Origin of the sequence: Pseudomonas sp. S12(2018) (assembly GCF_024355235.1) — a bacterium.
Classification (GTDB): Bacteria; Pseudomonadota; Gammaproteobacteria; order Pseudomonadales; family Pseudomonadaceae; genus Aquipseudomonas; species Aquipseudomonas palmensis.
In genome coordinates this window covers 93,799-108,604 of record NZ_QLAD01000004.1, presented here as the reverse complement: position 1 = coordinate 108,604, position 14,806 = coordinate 93,799, and the positions used below count along the sequence as shown (strand labels likewise).

Here is a 14,806-nt window from a genome sequence, read left to right as displayed (position 1 = left end):
CAGGCTCCTGGCTTATTGCACGCTGGGGTTGCAGATAGGGGTGACGGGCTGGTCGCTGAACACCTTGCGCGCGAAGGGCAGCGAGTCCTTGAGCGAGGCATTGACCGTCTCGCTGTGGCCCAGGCCCTTGTACAGGTGGCCCTCCACCACCGAGCCGGCAGCGCAGGCGTCCTTCATCAGGCTGACCTGGGTGACGGCAGCGGGGGTCTTGTCCTCGGCGCCGGTGCCGATGAAGATCGGCTGCGCAAGCTTGAGCGTCGGGTAGGAGACCTGCGCCAGCCACGGCTTGAGTTGTGCGCCGTCGGTGGCCTTGCGCGTGTTGGCCGGGGTCAGCCCGGTGCCGATCACATCGGCGGTGAGCGACGCCAGGCAGGTGGTGCGAGCCTGTTCGAACAGTGGCAGGGCCTTGTCGGTGTAGAAGTCGCGCGGGTCGATGCTCGGGTCGTATTGCTGCGCGGCCAGCAGGGTGTAGAAACCGTAGGCCAGTGACGCGTCGACCTTGTTCGGGTCCTGCTCACCCACGTTGCTGGCGCCCACGGTGTAGATCACCCCGGTACCGACGCTGCCCTTCAGGCCCAGGTCCGGAGCGTAGGTGGGGGCATAGGCGGCAGAGGCGAAGGCCCCGGCGCCGCCCTGGGACTGGCCGACCACCAGCACCTTGTTGGCCAGGCCCGGCACCCCGCTGACCACGGCGCGGGCCGCATCGAGGATGCCGTAGGCGGCCATGCGGTTGTTCAGCAGCGGGTGGCCGCCGGGCACGCCCAGGCCCTGGTAGTCGGTGGCGACGATGGCATAGCCCTCGTTCAGCCAGCGCGCCAGGTACTGCACGTCGCGGTACGAGCGGCCCGACCAGGACGGCGCGCAGATGTCGGCCACGCCGACGGTGCCATGCCCCCAGGTGACCACCGGCCAGCCGCCGGCCGGGGCCTTGCCCTGGGGAATGAACAGCGCGCCGGAGACCGCGATCGGGGTCTTGCCGTCGATGCCGTCGGTGGAGCTGTAGAGAATGCGCAACTGGCTGGCCGCGCCGGGCAGGCTGAGGGTCTGCTCCAGCGGCTCGCTGCGCAGCAACGTGCCGGGGGTGGCCGGGATCGCCTGTTCCCAGTGGTAGAACGCCGAAACGCGCCCGTCGCCCTGCAGCAGGTCGGGCGTGGGGGCGTAGGTGTCGGCGGCCATGGCGGCGCAGGAGAGGGCGAGCAGGCTCAGGCCGAAGGCCACGGAGTGCGGGAATTTCATCAGGGGCTTCCTTGGGCGAAACAACGATGCCGGGTGCAGAGCGAAAGCCGTGCCAGGTGCTGAAATATTCACGCAACCTGCTGAATCAGCAGGGTTTTCCTGGTTTCATACAGACGCTGCCCAGCACCGCGCTGCTGATTCGCAAGCAACCCCCTGGGCCGGATTGCTGCTGTGGCAGCAGTGCCTCAGCAGGTGGTTTCTGATAGGTGAAATTGGAATATACAAAGATGAATTAATAATTATTTGTTCTAATTTGTTTCGTGCACTATGGGCCGGCGCTATCAATGCCAGGAATGCACCATGTCGCTGATTACCCATCCCCATGCCCGGGAACTGACCAAATCCGTTCGTGCCACCGTGCTGGTGTTCAAGGACCCTCGCTCCCAGGAACTGCTGGCCCGTATCGAGCGCCTGGCGCCGAGCGAGGCCAACACCCTGATCATCGGCGAGACCGGCACCGGCAAGGAACTGGTGGCGCGGCATATTCACCAGTTGAGCCGGCGCGGTCGCGAACCGTTCGTGGCGGTCAACTGCGGCGCCTTTGCCGAAACCCTGGTGGAGAGCGAGTTGTTCGGCCATGAAAAGGGCGCATTCACCGGGGCCACCAACAGCAAGGCGGGCTGGTTCGAGGCGGCCAATGGCGGCACGCTGTTTCTCGACGAGATCGGCGACCTGCCGTTGAACATGCAGGTCAAGCTGCTGCGTGTGCTGCAGGAACGCGAAGTGGTGCGGCTGGGGTCGCGCACGCCGATCCCGATCAACGTGCGCCTGGTGGCGGCCACCAACGTCAACCTGGCCGATGCGGTGGTGGCGGGGCACTTTCGCGAAGACCTGTTCTACCGCCTGCACGTGGCGACCATCCGCCTGCCGCCGCTGCGCGAGCGCCCCGGCGACATCCTGCCGCTGGCCGAGTTCTTTCTCGAGGAGCATTGCCAGCGCCTGGGCTACAGCCGCGCCAGCCTGAGCCTGGAGAGCGAGCGCAAGCTGCTGGGGCACAGCTGGCCAGGCAACATCCGCGAGCTGGAAAATGCCATTCACCATGCCTTGCTGGTGTGCCGCCAGCAGGTGGTGCAGCCGGCCGACCTGCACCTGGTGGACATGCGCTCGGTGGGTATCCGCCAGGAGGAGAGCGCCCAGCCGCTGCGCCTGCAGACGCCAGAGGCGCCAAGCCTGGAGGCGGCGCTGACGGCGCTGTTCGAGCAGAACGTCGAGGATTTGTACGAGCATATCGAAGAGACGGTGTTTCGCACCGCGTACCGCTACTGCCACGGCAACCAGCTGCAGACCGGGCGCCTGCTCAACATCAGCCGCAACATCGTGCGGGCGCGTCTGGAGAAGATCGGCGAGCTCAAGCGTAGCGATACTGTCGGCCTGTAAGGGCTCTTCGCGGGTCCACAGGTTGTGCACCGACTTGAGGGGCTGTGAACGTTCTGTGGGAGCGGGCTTGACCCGCGATACAGGCGCCACCGGGTCAACTGATCCGCATTAATCCCCCCAACCTGAATCTGTAACCCAGTACACCTCGAAGCCATAGTAGCGGCCTCCCTGATGAGGTCCGACCATGTATCACTACGACGAATACGATCGTGCACTGGTGTTCGAGCGCGTAGCCCAGTTCCGCGACCAGGTGCAGCGCTTCACTGCCGGTGAACTGAGCGAAGAAGAATTCCTGCCACTGCGCCTGCAAAATGGCCTGTACCTGCAAAAGCATGCCTACATGCTGCGCGTGGCCATCCCCTACGGCACCCTCGGCGCCCGCCAGATGCGCACCCTGGCCAGCATCGCGCGCGACTACGACCGCGGCTACGGCCACTTCACCACGCGCCAGAACATCCAGTTCAACTGGGTCGAACTGGCCCAGGTGCCGGATATCCTGCAGCGCCTGGCCGAGGTCGACATGCATGCGATCCAGACCTCTGGCAACTGCGTGCGCAACATCACCACCGAGGCCTTCGCCGGCGTCGCCGCCGACGAGATCATCGACCCGCGCCCGCTGGCCGAGATCCTGCGCCAGTGGTCGACCATCAACCCCGAGTTCCTGTTCCTGCCGCGCAAGTTCAAGATCGCCATCTGCTCGGCCCGCCAGGACCGCGCAGCGATCATGATGCACGACATCGGCCTGTACCTTTACCGCGACGGGCGCCAGCAGATGCGCCTGCGGGTGATGGTCGGCGGCGGCCTGGGGCGCACGCCGATCCTGGGCCTGCAGATCCGCGAGGGCCTGCCGTGGGAGCACCTGCTGTCGTACGTCGAGGCCATCCTGCGGGTGTACAACCGCCATGGCCGGCGCGACAACAAGTACAAGGCGCGCATCAAGATCCTGGTCAAGGCACTGGGCATCGAGGCTTTTGCCCGTGAAGTCGAACAGGAATGGCAACACATCAAGGACGGCCCGGCGCAGCTCACCGAAGCCGAGTTCCAGCGGGTGGCCGAAGGCTTCGCGCCGCCATGCTACGCCGCGCAGCCCGACGGCGACCTGGACTACGGCACCCACCTGGCCATGGACCGCTCCTTCGCCCGCTGGGTCTCGCGCAACGTGCAGCCGCACAAGGTGGCCGGCTATGCCAGCGTGGTGCTGTCGACCAAGCCCGGCCCGGCGGCGCCCCCCGGCGACCTCACCGCCGAGCAGATGGACAACGTGGCCGACTGGTCGGAGCACTTCGGTTTCGGTGAAATCCGCATCGCCCACGAGCAGAACCTGATCCTGCCCGATGTCCGCAAGGCCGACCTGTACCCGCTGTGGCGTCTGGCCTGCGAGCAGGGCCTGGGCACCGCCAACATCGGCCTGTTGACCGATATCATCGCCTGCCCGGGCGGCGACTTCTGCGCGCTGGCCAACGCCAAGTCGATCCCCATCGCCCAGGCCATCCAGAGCCGCTTCGACGACCTCGACTACCTGCACGACCTGGGCGAGCTGAGCCTGAACATCTCGGGCTGCATCAACGCCTGTGGCCACCACCACATCGGCAACATCGGCATCCTGGGCGTCGACAAGAACGGCAGCGAGTGGTACCAGGTGACCCTGGGCGGGGCGCAGGGCAAGGCCAGCGCACTGGGCAAGGTGATCGGCCCGTCGTTCAGCGCCGCCGAGATCCCCCGCGTGATCGAGCAGATCGTGGCCACCTACTGCGCCTACCGCGAACTCGACGAGCCCTTCGTCGACACCGTGGCGCGGGTGGGGCTGGAGCCGTTCAAGGAGCGCGTCTATGCCAGGCAGCCGGAGGTGTCCACATGCGCAATGTGATCGCGATACGCCAAGGGCAGGCGCAGCTTGTGGAGGGCGACAGCTGGCAGTTGCTGCGCGAGCAGGAGGCGCCGCTGCCGACGGGCGCGCTGATTTTGCCGCTGCACCGCTGGCTGGCGCAGCCCAGTGGTTATCACGGGCTGTGGCTGGGGCCGGATGACGATGTCGAGTCGCTGCAGCTGTGGCTGGGCGTGCTGCCGCTGATCGCCATCGACTTCCCCTCGTTTCGCGATGGCCGTGGCTACAGCCAGGCCTACCTGCTGCGCACGCGGCTGGGCTGGCAGGGCGAATTGCGTGCTGTCGGCGATGTGCTGCGCGACCAGCTGAGCCATATGCGCCAGTGCGGTTTCGACAGTTTTGCCGTGCGCGAGGACAAGTCGGCAGCCGACGCGCTCAAGGGCCTGCAGGGCATGAGCGTGCTCTACGGGCGTTCGGTGATCGAGCCCAGGCCGCTGTTTCGGCGACGTTGAGTGCGTAGGGTGCTGTCGCGTCGGTGATGGAACGGGCTACCATGCAGGTTCGCCCGTTGGACAGGATGTTGCAGCATGCTTTTCAGTACCCGTACTGCCCGGCCGGCCGATGCTGAAGCCCTCAGCGACATCGCCAGCCAGACCTTCGCCCTGGCAAGCCCCGCCGATTCATCGGCCAAGGCGCTTGCCGCCTATATCCGAGGCCATCTTCAGCCCGAACACTTCTGCCTGCACCTGATCAGCCGCGCCAAGCAATTGCGCGTGCTGGAGCATGACGGCGTGGTGGTGGGCTACACCCTGATCGACAAGGCGGCGCAGGCGCTGGGTATCGAGGCGGCCGACGGCCTGCCGGAACTGAGCCGCTGCTACGTACTGCCCGAGCACCATGGCCAGGGCGCGGCCCAGCGCCTGCTTGAGGACACCCTGGCCCAGGTGGGCGGGGCGATCCGCCTGACGGTCAACGAACACAACAGCCGGGCGATCCGCTTTTACCAACGCAATGGCTTCCGCCAGGTGGGCGAGGCCATTTTTGTCTGCGGGCCGGAACGTCACCGTGACTGGGTGATGGTGCGCGCCTGCGCCACTGCCGAACCAGAGGCTGCCGATGACTGATCTTTCTGCCTACCCCATCACCCGCAAATGGCCTGCCCGCCACCCCGAGCGCCTGCAACTGTATTCGCTGCCCACGCCCAACGGGGTGAAGGTGTCGATCATGCTCGAAGAGACGGGCCTGGCCTACGAGGCGCACAAGGTGGACTTTGCCACCGAGGATCAACTGAGCGCCGAGTTCATCTCGCTCAGTGCCAACAACAAGATCCCCGCGATCCTCGACCCGCACGGGCCGGGGGGCAAACCGCTGGGGCTGTTCGAGTCGGGGGCGATCCTGCTGTACCTGGCCGAGAAGACCGGCCAGCTGCTGCCTGAAGACCCGGCTGCGCGCTACGAGACGATCCAGTGGCTGATGTTCCAGATGGGCGGTATCGGCCCGATGTTCGGCCAGGTGGGCTTCTTCAACAAGTTCGCCGGCAAGGCCTATGAAGACAAGCGCCCGCTGCAGCGCTACGTGGACGAGGCGCGGCGCCTGCTGGGCGTGCTGGACCGGCGCCTGCACGGGCGCGACTGGATCATGGACGAGTACGGCATCGCGGATATCGCCACGCTGCCGTGGGTGCGCAACCTGATCGGTTTCTACGAAGCGGGGGATCTGGTGCGGATCGAAGAGTTCGTCGAGGTTCGCCGCGTGCTGGAGGCGTTTCTGGCGCGGCCGGCGGTGCAGCGCGGCTTGCTGATTCCGGGTTGACCGGGTTGTGCTGCGGTCAGCGCGGGCCTGGCCCGCGCTGACCGCAGCGCCGTCTCAGTGGCTCTGGCGCCACGTCACCTCGGTGATTCCGTACCGCTCGGCCAGTGGCTTGCTGACCTTCTTTACCTTCTCGCGCCCATAGCGCGGAATATGCCCCACCCCGGCGTCACAGCTGGCCCAGTGCCAGGCTTCGGCGTTGTCCATCGCCTCGGCACGAATCACGAAGGACTTCTGTTTGCCGTGCAATTGATAGTCGATGACGAAGAGTTTTGCGTTGTTCATGGTTCCCTGAAAATCCTTTCAACGTGGTGACCGATGCGTGTTCACTCATACCGCCTAACTAAGTACCTTCCAGCCACCAAATAATTCAGTCTGATTGTTCGACATCAGTGTTCGGCGCTGACGGTGAGGTGGCGAGCATCGGTGTCGAACACTACCTGTTCCAGCCGGTGGGCCATGCCGCAGGCCAACGAATCGTAGGCAGGGATCACCCGTTCCTCGGCCGACAGGCAGTGGATGATGTCCAGTTTGCGCTCGGCATGGGCGGTCTCCAGTTCGAAGATCCGCGCATAGCGCTCCAGGTCGTTGTTCAGGCTCGACAGGTATTCACGCAGGCGCGAGTGGTCCACCGCGCTCTGGCTGAAGTGCCAGGTCATGGGGTGGATCAGAAACCGCGAGTGGGGCACGGCCAGGCGTTCGCTGGCGGCCAGGTACATCACGATGCCCATGGATTCGATGTTGCCCGCATTCACCGCGCTGACCGGCACCGGCAGCGACTTGAGGAAGCTGTAGATCGAGAACCCCAGGTGGGTGCTGCCGCCGATGGTCGACAGGTTGAGCAGCAGGGCGCTGGCCCCTTCGTCGATCGCCTGCAGGCAACGGTCGCGAAAGCGCTCGGTGGTGCCCTGATCGATCGGGCAATGAAAGTGGATGACGTACTGCTTCATCAAGAGTCCTCAAGACCGACGCACCCTCGGTGCGCCGGTCGCTCGAGCGTCAGCTACGACCACCACCACTTGGTTTGCGGGTGTCAGACTTGGTGGCGTCAGGCTTCTTGTTGCCCTGGCTGCCAGCGCCGCCTCCGGAGGCCTGCCCACCTTTTTTGCCGGCTTCCGACGCCTTGTTCTTGTCGTTGGCAAAGTTTCCCGAGTTTTCTTTCTTGTCCATGATGCTGATCCTCATGTCATTGGGATGCGAAGCCTTGTGGACCTCACATAGGTGTGGAGATAGGCCACGGGGCAAAGTTTTAAAATCTTTGCGTGCATGAGACGAACGGTAAGCCCGCACGACTTTTTCATCCGCTTGGCGGGGCTGTGGAACTTTGCAGCGCAGCGCCCATTCCCTTGCATATCGACTGCAAGGGGCAGCCAAGAGGACAACGGCCATGACCGTGATGAACGCAACCCGCCCGACTGCCGACCTGGCGCAGGTTCAGGCCGGCGACCTGCTCAACCGCTACCAGGCGCTGCTGCGCGGTGACCTGGTGGGCAGTGCCGCCTGGCTGGCCGAGCAACTGCTGCGCACCCAGGGTCTGCAGGACGACCTGCCGGCAACCCCGGGCGAACTGGACGCGTGGACCGACCGGCGCACCGCCGCAGTTGCCGGCGAATACGCCGAGTACCTGGCCGGGCGCAAGGCTGGCGCGCCCCGGCGCTATTTCAGCACTCGCGCTCACGCGCTGTACTTTCTGCACCATGTGGCCCCCACCAAGGCGGTGGACGGCGCCTGGCTGCACGGGCTGCTGCGACACTGGGCCGACCCGCGCTATCACGGGCTGATCCGTATCTACCTCGAAGAGCTGGGCGATGGCGACCCGGCCTGCAACCATGTGCTGATCTATCGCCGCCTGCTGGCCGAGGCCGGTTGCCACGAGCCGGTGCCGCTGCCCGACGAGCGTTACCTGCAAGGCTGCCTGCAACTGGCGCTGGGGGCCAACAGCGACATGTTCCTGCCCGAGGTGATCGGCTACAACCTGGGCTATGAGCAGCTGCCGTTGCACCTGCTGATCAGCGCCTATGAGCTCGACGAACTGGGCCTGGATGCCCAGTACTTTCGCCTGCACGTCACCATCGACAACGCCAGCAGCGGCCATGCACGCAAGGCCGTGCAGGCCCTGCAGCAGTTGCGCCCGGAGCAGGACGACGGGCGTTTCTACCAGCGCGTGGCCGCCGGCTACCGGCTCAACGACCTGGGCCAGGGCTCGGCGGCGATCATCGCAGGCTTTGACCCGGAGGCCGAGGTGGTGGCGCTGCTCGAACGCAAACGCGCCTTCGGCCAGCACATGCATTCGGACTACTGCCGCTTCCAGGGGCGCACCGTCAATCAATGGCTGGCCGAGCCGGGCAGCATGCCGGGCTTTCTTGGCGTACTGGAACAGAAGGGCTGGATCAAGCGCGGGCAGGACCCACAGCTCAGCCGCTTCTGGCAGGTGATCGAGGGGCCGGGCGCGGCGATGTTCGGGGTGTTCAGCGTGTATGAAAAGCAGCTGCTGCATGACTGGATTGCCGGCGACTGGCAGCCGGCCAGCAACCCCGAGCGTACCCAGGGCAGCGCCCTGCAACCCTCGATGCCTTCGGACGACACCGCGCTCGACATCGAGCTGCAGGCGCTGCCCGCACAGTGCCGTATCGAACGCCTGATCGACGCCATGGCCGGCAACCGCCATGCACTGCCGCGCGGCCTGCAGGCCACGCGGATGTACCGCCAGCTCACCGGCCTAAACTGAAGGAGTGCACCATGCTGCTGAACACCTGCCAGCCTGAAGCGGACAAGGCCCTGCTGCAACTGGGCCGGCGTCTGCAGGCCGACGGCTACCGCTTCACCTGCGTCACCCCGCTGACCCAGCAGCGCAACAACGAGCGCCAGAGCGCGGCGCGGGCGCGCACCCTGCGCGACATTTTTGGCTGGAACCGTCCGTTCACCGCTTCGCTGCTGTCGGCCGACGAACTGGCGCAGATGCGCGTGGCACAGATTCTCGACGAAGACGGCGACTGCTGGCGCAGCCGGGTGCGCTGGTCGAGCCTGGAGGACCTGCTGTTCGTGCATTCGGGCTTTCCCACCACGCAGGCCGATGCGGTGTTCTTCGGGCCCGACAGCTATCGCTTCGCACACTTCATCGCCAGCCACCTGCAGGGCCGCTTCAGCGAAATCAACCACGCGGTGGATATCGGCTGCGGGGCCGGGGTAGGGGCGATACTGATCGGCCGTGCACGCCGGCACGCCCAGGTCACCGCGCTGGACATCAACCCCGACGCCCTGCGCCTGAGCGCGATCAACGTGGCCCTGGCCGGGCTGGCCAATGTGTCGGTGGCGCACAGCGATGTACTGCAGGGCATTACCGGCAACTTCGACCTGATCGTCGCCAACCCGCCGTACATGCTCGATGCCGGCCGCCGCGCCTATCGGCACGGTGGCGGCAGCCTGGGCGCCGACCTGTCGCTGCGCATCGTCAACGAGGCAATCGGGCGCCTGAGCCAGGGCGGCACGCTGCTGCTGTACACCGGGGTGGCGATGGTCGACGGGCACGACCCGTTCCTTGCCGCCATCCGTGCCCAGCTCACCGCCCCGCAATGGTCGTGGCACTACCAGGAGCTGGACCCTGACGTGTTTGGCGAGCAACTGCTCGAACCTGGCTACGAGCAGGTCGAGCGCATTGCAGCGGTGGGGCTGACGGTGACGCGCAACGGCTGAACATGCCGGTGCGGTTTCATTGCCCCGGTCAATCAGATGCCGGGGGCTGTATTGGAGTTTTCGATTTGAATGTCGGGCCCGGGGGGCCCTTACTAGTGGTTACACCTGAGACATCGAGGGTTGCATCATGCCAATGAACGGAGTGTGTGATCTGGAACTGCGTCGCCTGATAGAAGGCGCCTTTCTGCCATGGCGCTGTGAAGTGGCGTGCAGCGACGGATTGGCGCTGACCATCCACCTGCCGGCCGATGCCGAGTATGCCGAGCTTACGGTCACGGGTATCCAGCTGAGCGCCTTGCCCGACGTGCGGGCCATCGCGGACCTGGTGGGTCAGATCCGCGAAGAGCGCCGCACCATGGGCCTGCAGCCGCGCAGGCTGTACCGCGCCTGACCCCCATGCGCCCGGCTAGCCCAGGCCGGCCGGGCGCAGGTATTCCGGTTGCAGGGTGTTGAACCAGAACAGGATCATCGACACCAGGATGGTCACCTGCACCAGCAACCCCACCCCCCACACGCTGGCCGAGTACAGCAGGCCGTCTTCCTTGCGGATGCGCATGAAGGTCGGCAGACCGGTGAACAGCAGAAAGGTCGCGTACACCGTGGCCGCGCCCAGTATCGTGACCGCCAGCCAACGGCTCGGGTACAGCCCGGCCAGCCCGGCTATGAAATACGGTGTGGCGGTGTAGGCAGCAAAGCCGATGCACTGGTTGAGGGTGGGGCGTGCATCGAAGGTACGCGACATCCAGCGGATGAATGCCCCCATCAGCACCGTGCCCGCCATGATCGCCAGAAACAGCAGGATGCACAGCTGCAACGCGCTGCTGGCACTCAGGCGCACGTTCTCGTTTTCGGCCAGGCTCCAGCCCACCGAGGTGATCCCGATGAACAGGCATACGGTGGGTATCAGTGCCAGCAACAGCAGGTGTGACAGGTAGTGACGCGGGTGGGCTTCCTCGTCGTGGCGAATATCGGCCCACGCCGAGTTGGGTTGGGTGAACAGCTTGACCAGGTGGCTTGTCATGGCGGTCTCCGGTACCGGGGCGAAAGGGCCCCTCGTGTTCTGTGGAGGTCACAAAGCGGCCAGGGTTTCATCGGCTTTGCCGCAAGCGGACCAACTGCCTTGAACCATTGCGCGCGCGGGCCGGTCACTTCTTGCAGGGGCGCCAAACGGCGCCACCGATGACGACCATCACCTTCAGGAGTCAAGAACATGGACCAACAGACCTGTGCCTGCCCGGACTGCAACTGCAAGGTTGGCGACAACCCCGTGCAACGCGAAGGCAAGTCTTATTGCTGTCAGGCCTGCGCCGATCATCACCCGGCCGGCAAACCCTGTTCTGCCAGTGGCTGCGGCTGCGCCAGGCAGGCCCCCACGCACTGAGGCACTGAACCGTACCGGAGGATCCCGATGTCGACGCCAAAACCCAGCAACCAGTACAGCATGCGCAACCCGCTGACCCAGTACCCGCAACCGCCGTTTCCGGCCCAGGGCCAGTCGGCGCCTGGGCTGGACAGCGGCATGCAACCCAAGCCGGACCACGGTGAGCACAGCTACCAGGGTTTTGGCCGGCTCCAGGGGCGCAAGGCGCTGATCACGGGCGCCGACTCCGGTATCGGCCGTGCGGTGGCCATCGCCTTTGCCCGCGAGGGTGCGGACATCGTGCTCAACTACCTGCCCATCGAGCACAGCGATGCCAAGGAGGTCATCCAGTTGATCGAGGCCGAGGGCCGGCGTGCCATCGCCTTGCCGGGCGACCTCAAGGACGAGGCCTTTTGCCGCGAACTGGTCAGCCAGGCCCACGACCAGTTGGGTGGGCTGGACATCCTGGTCAACGTGGCAGGCAAGCAGGTGGCACGCAAGCAGGTGGGCCAGGTCAGCAGCGAACAGTTCGACGCCACCATGAAGACCAACGTGTACGCGCTGTTCTGGCTGTGCCAGGCGGCCGTGCCGCTGATGCCGGCCGGGGCCACCATCATCAACACCGCATCGATCCAGTCATACCAGCCGTCGGCGACCCTGCTCGACTACGCCACCACCAAGGCGGCGATCGTGGCCTTTACCAAGGCCCTGGCCAAGCAGGTGATCGAGCGCGGCATCCGCGTCAACGCGGTGGCACCGGGGCCGATCTGGACGGTGCTGCAGCCCAGCGGCGGGCAGCCGCCGGAGAAGATCCCCGACTTCGGCGGGCACACGCCGATGAAGCGCCCCGGCCAGCCGGCCGAGTGTGCGCCGTTGTACGTGCTGCTGGCGTCGCAGGAATCCAGTTACATCACCGGTGAAGTGTTTGGCGTGACCGGTGGCAACCCATTGCCTTAGGCGAGGAGACGAGCATGGCCAGCAGGGCGATCTGGAAGGGCGCGATCAGTTTCGGGCTGGTGCATATCCCGGTGTCGCTGACCACGGCGGTCAGCAGCGACCGGGTCGATTTCGACTGGCTCGACAAGCGCAGCATGGACCCGGTGGGCTACAAGCGGGTGAACAAGGTCACCGGCAAGGAGATCGACAAGGAGCATATCGTCAAGGGCGTGGCGTTCGAGAAGGGCCGCTATGTGGTGATCAGCGAGGACGAGATCCGCAAGGCGCGGCCCGAGGCCACCCAGACCATCGATATCTTCTCGTTCGTGGGCAGTGACGAGATCCCGCTGCAGCACTTCGACACGCCGTACTACCTGGCGCCGGACAAGCGCGGTGGCAAGGTCTACGCGCTGTTGCGCCAGACCCTGGAGAGCACCGGCAAGGTGGCGCTGGCCAAGGTGGTGCTGCATACCCAGCAGCACCTGGCGCTGCTGCGCCCGCTGGAGGACGCCCTGGTGATGATCACCCTGCGCTGGCCCGATGAGGTCCGCGGGCTCGAAGGGCTGGAGCTGGACAAGAGCGTGAGCGCGGCCACGGTGGACAAGAAGGAGCTGCAGATGGCCAAGCGTCTGGTGGAGGACATGGCCGGGCACTGGACGCCGCAGGAGTACCACAACGACTTCAAGGACACCATCATGGCGCTGGTGGAGGAGAAGGCCAGCCAGGGCAAGATCGCCACCGTGGAGGCGCCCGAAGACCAGGCAGCAGGCAAGGGGGCGGACATCATCGACCTCACCGAGCTGCTCAAGCGCAGCCTGGGTGGGGGCAAGAAGGCGCCGGCCAGGAAGGCAGCGCCTTCGCGCAAGAAAGCCTGACCGCGGCGGCTTCATCGCGGGTCGAGCCCGCTCCCACACCCACTGCGAGGCCCTGTGGGAGCGGGCTTGACCCGCGATGGGGTTACGCAAGGGCCGCGGTCTCCTGCAAATGCAGCCACTTGCCCTGCCCATCGAACACCACCGTCGACCAGCGCAGCGTGGTCTGGCCGCTGTCATCCTGCTGATGCTCGCGATAGGTCACCACCCCCGGCGCCACGTCGTGCATCTCATCGATCTCGATGCGCAGGCCAGGCCGTGAGCCATAGGCCTGGGCAAAAAAAACCTCCAGCTGCGCCTTGTCGAGCACCGTGCCCTTGAGCGTGAACATCGAGAACCCCTCGGCAAAGCGCTCCAGCAACGGCGGCCGTGCCTCGCCGGCCAGCCACTGGCGGATCTGCACATGCGCCTCCAGCACCTCTTCAAACCCCGCATTACGCTCTGGCATTGCATTCACTCCACAGGTTGAACAAACACGGCCCCGGCGCCCGGCAGGCGCAGCACCCAGGGCAAGGGCAGCAAGGTCAGCGCGGCGCCCAGCGCCAGCGCTTGCGCGTAGGCTGTAGGCTCCGGCAATCGCCAGTCGAGCACTGCGCCGAGCAACGCCACCCCGAAAAAGAAACTCAACTGCCGGTTCAGGCTCCACAACGCACTGGCCGCGCCCATGGCCGCCTCGGGGATCGCCACGAACGCCGCCGTCTGCGCGGTGCTGCTGCACAGGCTGCTGCCCAGGCCCAGCAACGCATACAGCAGCACCAGCCAACCGGGGTGGGCGACCAGCCAGGGGCTGGCCAACGCCAGCACCGCCAGGCTTTGAATGCCCATGCCGGCCAGCAGCAGCGGGCGTGGGCCCAGTGCGTTGAAGCGCCACCGGCTCAGGGCGATCGCCGCCAGCGCACCGGCGGCCCACGGCAGCATCAGCCCGCCGGTGGCAGTGGCGCTCAGGCCAAGCGTGCCTTGCAGGTACAGCGCCGCCACCAGGTTGAGCCCCATGAACACGCCCGGTACGCACAGGTAGATGAGCATGGCGGTGTGCAGCAGTGGCTGGCGCAACAGGCGCAGGTCCAGGGCCGGCCGTACGCTGGGCTGGGGCCGACCGCCGGGCAGCCAGGCCAGCACCAGCGCGGCGCACGCCAGGGTGGGCGCAAGCAGGGCGAAGAACACCCAGCGCCAGTCGCCCTGGTCGGCCATCAGCCCGCCCAGCGCCGGCGACAGCGCCGGCACCAGCAGGGCCACCATCATCACCCGCGAGGTGAGGCCGGCGCGCTCGCTGGCGGGGCAGGCGCGGTAGGCCAGCGCCTGGCCCACCGGGATCAGCAGGCCGCCACCCAGGCCCTGCAGCAGGCGCCAGACGATCAGTGCCTCGATGCTCCGGGCCGAGCCTGCCAGGGCACAGCCCAGGCCGAACAGGGCCAGCGACAGCAGCAGGGTGGCGCGCTCGCCGATGCGCTGCGCCAGCCCGTTACCCAGCGGGATGATCAGGGTCAGGCCGAGCATGTAGGCGTTGCCGACCCAGCCCAGCTGCGTGACCGAGGCGCCGAGCTGGCGCTGCAGGGCGGGGTAGGCGCTGTTGAGCACGAACAGGTTGAGCAGGTCGAGGGCAAAACCCATCAGGAAGATCAGGCTGACTTTGCTGCGAAAAGGCATGACGGGGCGCCGCTGGAGAACGATGGGCGCAGTGTAGGGCGGTGCTGATGA

The 14,806-nt window shown here is 66.0% G+C and carries 18 protein-coding genes; 11 read left to right on the top strand and 7 right to left on the bottom strand.

Features of this window, described 5'->3' with window-relative positions:
* Positions 1 to 12: 12 nt before the first annotated feature.
* The gene (locus DN388_RS10850) at positions 13 to 1,236 is read right to left on the bottom strand and encodes a lipase family protein (RefSeq protein ID WP_254999740.1); all 1,224 of its coding nucleotides are present in this window, start codon (positions 1,234 to 1,236) and stop codon (positions 13 to 15) included.
* A gap of 300 nt (positions 1,237 to 1,536) precedes the next feature.
* Here DN388_RS10850 and DN388_RS10845 point away from each other — a divergent pair, with 300 nt between their 5' ends.
* The 5 genes from DN388_RS10845 to DN388_RS10825 all read left to right on the top strand — a co-directional run bounded on the left by DN388_RS10845 (position 1,537) and on the right by DN388_RS10825 (position 6,250).
* Positions 1,537 to 2,613, top strand: a complete 1,077-nt coding sequence (locus DN388_RS10845; RefSeq protein WP_043860049.1) for a sigma-54-dependent Fis family transcriptional regulator — start codon at positions 1,537 to 1,539, stop codon at positions 2,611 to 2,613.
* 184 nt (positions 2,614 to 2,797) lie between these two features.
* Positions 2,798 to 4,480, top strand: coding sequence for a nitrite/sulfite reductase (locus DN388_RS10840; protein WP_043860048.1), 1,683 nt, complete (start codon positions 2,798 to 2,800; stop codon positions 4,478 to 4,480).
* Complete coding sequence (locus DN388_RS10835; RefSeq protein WP_043860047.1) at positions 4,468 to 4,950, top strand: DUF934 domain-containing protein; 483 nt, start codon at positions 4,468 to 4,470, stop codon at positions 4,948 to 4,950. Before DN388_RS10840 ends, DN388_RS10835 begins: the two co-directional genes overlap by 13 nt.
* Positions 4,951 to 5,025: 75 nt before the next feature.
* Positions 5,026 to 5,562: a GNAT family N-acetyltransferase gene (locus DN388_RS10830; protein WP_043860046.1), complete on the top strand. Its 537-nt coding sequence runs from the start codon at positions 5,026 to 5,028 to the stop codon at positions 5,560 to 5,562.
* Positions 5,555 to 6,250, top strand: a complete 696-nt coding sequence (locus DN388_RS10825) for a glutathione S-transferase N-terminal domain-containing protein (protein ID WP_254999732.1) — start codon at positions 5,555 to 5,557, stop codon at positions 6,248 to 6,250. The genes DN388_RS10830 and DN388_RS10825 overlap by 8 nt, the downstream gene beginning before the upstream one ends.
* 54 nt (positions 6,251 to 6,304) lie before the next feature.
* Here the strand turns inward: DN388_RS10825 and DN388_RS10820 are convergent, their stop codons facing one another.
* From DN388_RS10820 to DN388_RS10810, 3 genes are all read right to left on the bottom strand, one after another.
* Entirely contained in the window at positions 6,305 to 6,532 is a 228-nt protein-coding gene (locus tag DN388_RS10820) for a DUF6555 family protein (protein ID WP_043860044.1), read from the bottom strand.
* A gap of 104 nt (positions 6,533 to 6,636) precedes the next feature.
* Positions 6,637 to 7,197 carry an ATP-dependent Clp protease proteolytic subunit gene (locus DN388_RS10815; RefSeq protein ID WP_043860043.1) on the bottom strand — a complete coding sequence of 187 codons (561 nt, stop codon included), beginning with the start codon at positions 7,195 to 7,197 and terminating at the stop codon, positions 6,637 to 6,639.
* 49 nt (positions 7,198 to 7,246) lie between these two features.
* Positions 7,247 to 7,417 (bottom strand): KGG domain-containing protein, encoded by a 171-nt coding sequence (locus tag DN388_RS10810; protein ID WP_078481227.1) that lies wholly within the window; start codon positions 7,415 to 7,417, stop codon positions 7,247 to 7,249.
* Between the two features lie 217 nt (positions 7,418 to 7,634).
* Here DN388_RS10810 and DN388_RS10805 point away from each other — a divergent pair, with 217 nt between their 5' ends.
* The 3 genes from DN388_RS10805 (at position 7,635) to DN388_RS10795 (ending at position 10,331) form a co-directional block, all read left to right on the top strand.
* Positions 7,635 to 8,975 (top strand): iron-containing redox enzyme family protein, encoded by a 1,341-nt coding sequence (locus tag DN388_RS10805; RefSeq protein ID WP_254999728.1) that lies wholly within the window; start codon positions 7,635 to 7,637, stop codon positions 8,973 to 8,975.
* A gap of 11 nt (positions 8,976 to 8,986) precedes the next feature.
* A complete protein-coding gene (locus DN388_RS10800; protein WP_043860041.1) occupies positions 8,987 to 9,940 on the top strand; it encodes a class I SAM-dependent methyltransferase in 954 nt (317 codons plus the stop codon).
* 127 nt (positions 9,941 to 10,067) lie between these two features.
* The gene (locus DN388_RS10795; protein WP_043860040.1) at positions 10,068 to 10,331 is read left to right on the top strand and encodes a DUF1652 domain-containing protein; all 264 of its coding nucleotides are present in this window, start codon (positions 10,068 to 10,070) and stop codon (positions 10,329 to 10,331) included.
* Between the two features lie 15 nt (positions 10,332 to 10,346).
* Here the strand turns inward: DN388_RS10795 and DN388_RS10790 are convergent, their stop codons facing one another.
* Positions 10,347 to 10,961, bottom strand: coding sequence for a Yip1 family protein (locus DN388_RS10790; protein ID WP_043860039.1), 615 nt, complete (start codon positions 10,959 to 10,961; stop codon positions 10,347 to 10,349).
* A 189-nt stretch (positions 10,962 to 11,150) separates the two neighbouring features.
* On the opposite strand from DN388_RS10790, the gene DN388_RS10785 reads away from it, so the two are divergent.
* The 3 genes from DN388_RS10785 to DN388_RS10775 are packed head-to-tail and all read left to right on the top strand — an operon-like array spanning position 11,151 to position 13,111.
* Positions 11,151 to 11,321: a metallothionein gene (locus tag DN388_RS10785; RefSeq protein ID WP_043860038.1), complete on the top strand. Its 171-nt coding sequence runs from the start codon at positions 11,151 to 11,153 to the stop codon at positions 11,319 to 11,321.
* A 27-nt stretch (positions 11,322 to 11,348) separates the two neighbouring features.
* On the top strand, positions 11,349 to 12,257 hold the full coding sequence (locus tag DN388_RS10780) for an SDR family oxidoreductase (protein ID WP_043860037.1): 909 nt from the start codon (positions 11,349 to 11,351) through the stop codon (positions 12,255 to 12,257).
* A gap of 14 nt (positions 12,258 to 12,271) precedes the next feature.
* Positions 12,272 to 13,111: a Ku protein gene (locus DN388_RS10775; protein WP_043860036.1), complete on the top strand. Its 840-nt coding sequence runs from the start codon at positions 12,272 to 12,274 to the stop codon at positions 13,109 to 13,111.
* Positions 13,112 to 13,193: 82 nt separating this feature from the next.
* On the opposite strand, the gene DN388_RS10770 is transcribed toward DN388_RS10775, so the two are convergent.
* Both DN388_RS10770 and DN388_RS10765 read right to left on the bottom strand, forming a co-directional pair.
* Complete coding sequence (locus tag DN388_RS10770; protein WP_254999716.1) at positions 13,194 to 13,556, bottom strand: DUF4440 domain-containing protein; 363 nt, start codon at positions 13,554 to 13,556, stop codon at positions 13,194 to 13,196.
* Positions 13,557 to 13,561: 5 nt separating this feature from the next.
* Positions 13,562 to 14,755: an MFS transporter gene (locus tag DN388_RS10765; RefSeq protein WP_254999713.1), complete on the bottom strand. Its 1,194-nt coding sequence runs from the start codon at positions 14,753 to 14,755 to the stop codon at positions 13,562 to 13,564.
* Between the last annotated feature and the right edge of the window lie 51 nt (positions 14,756 to 14,806).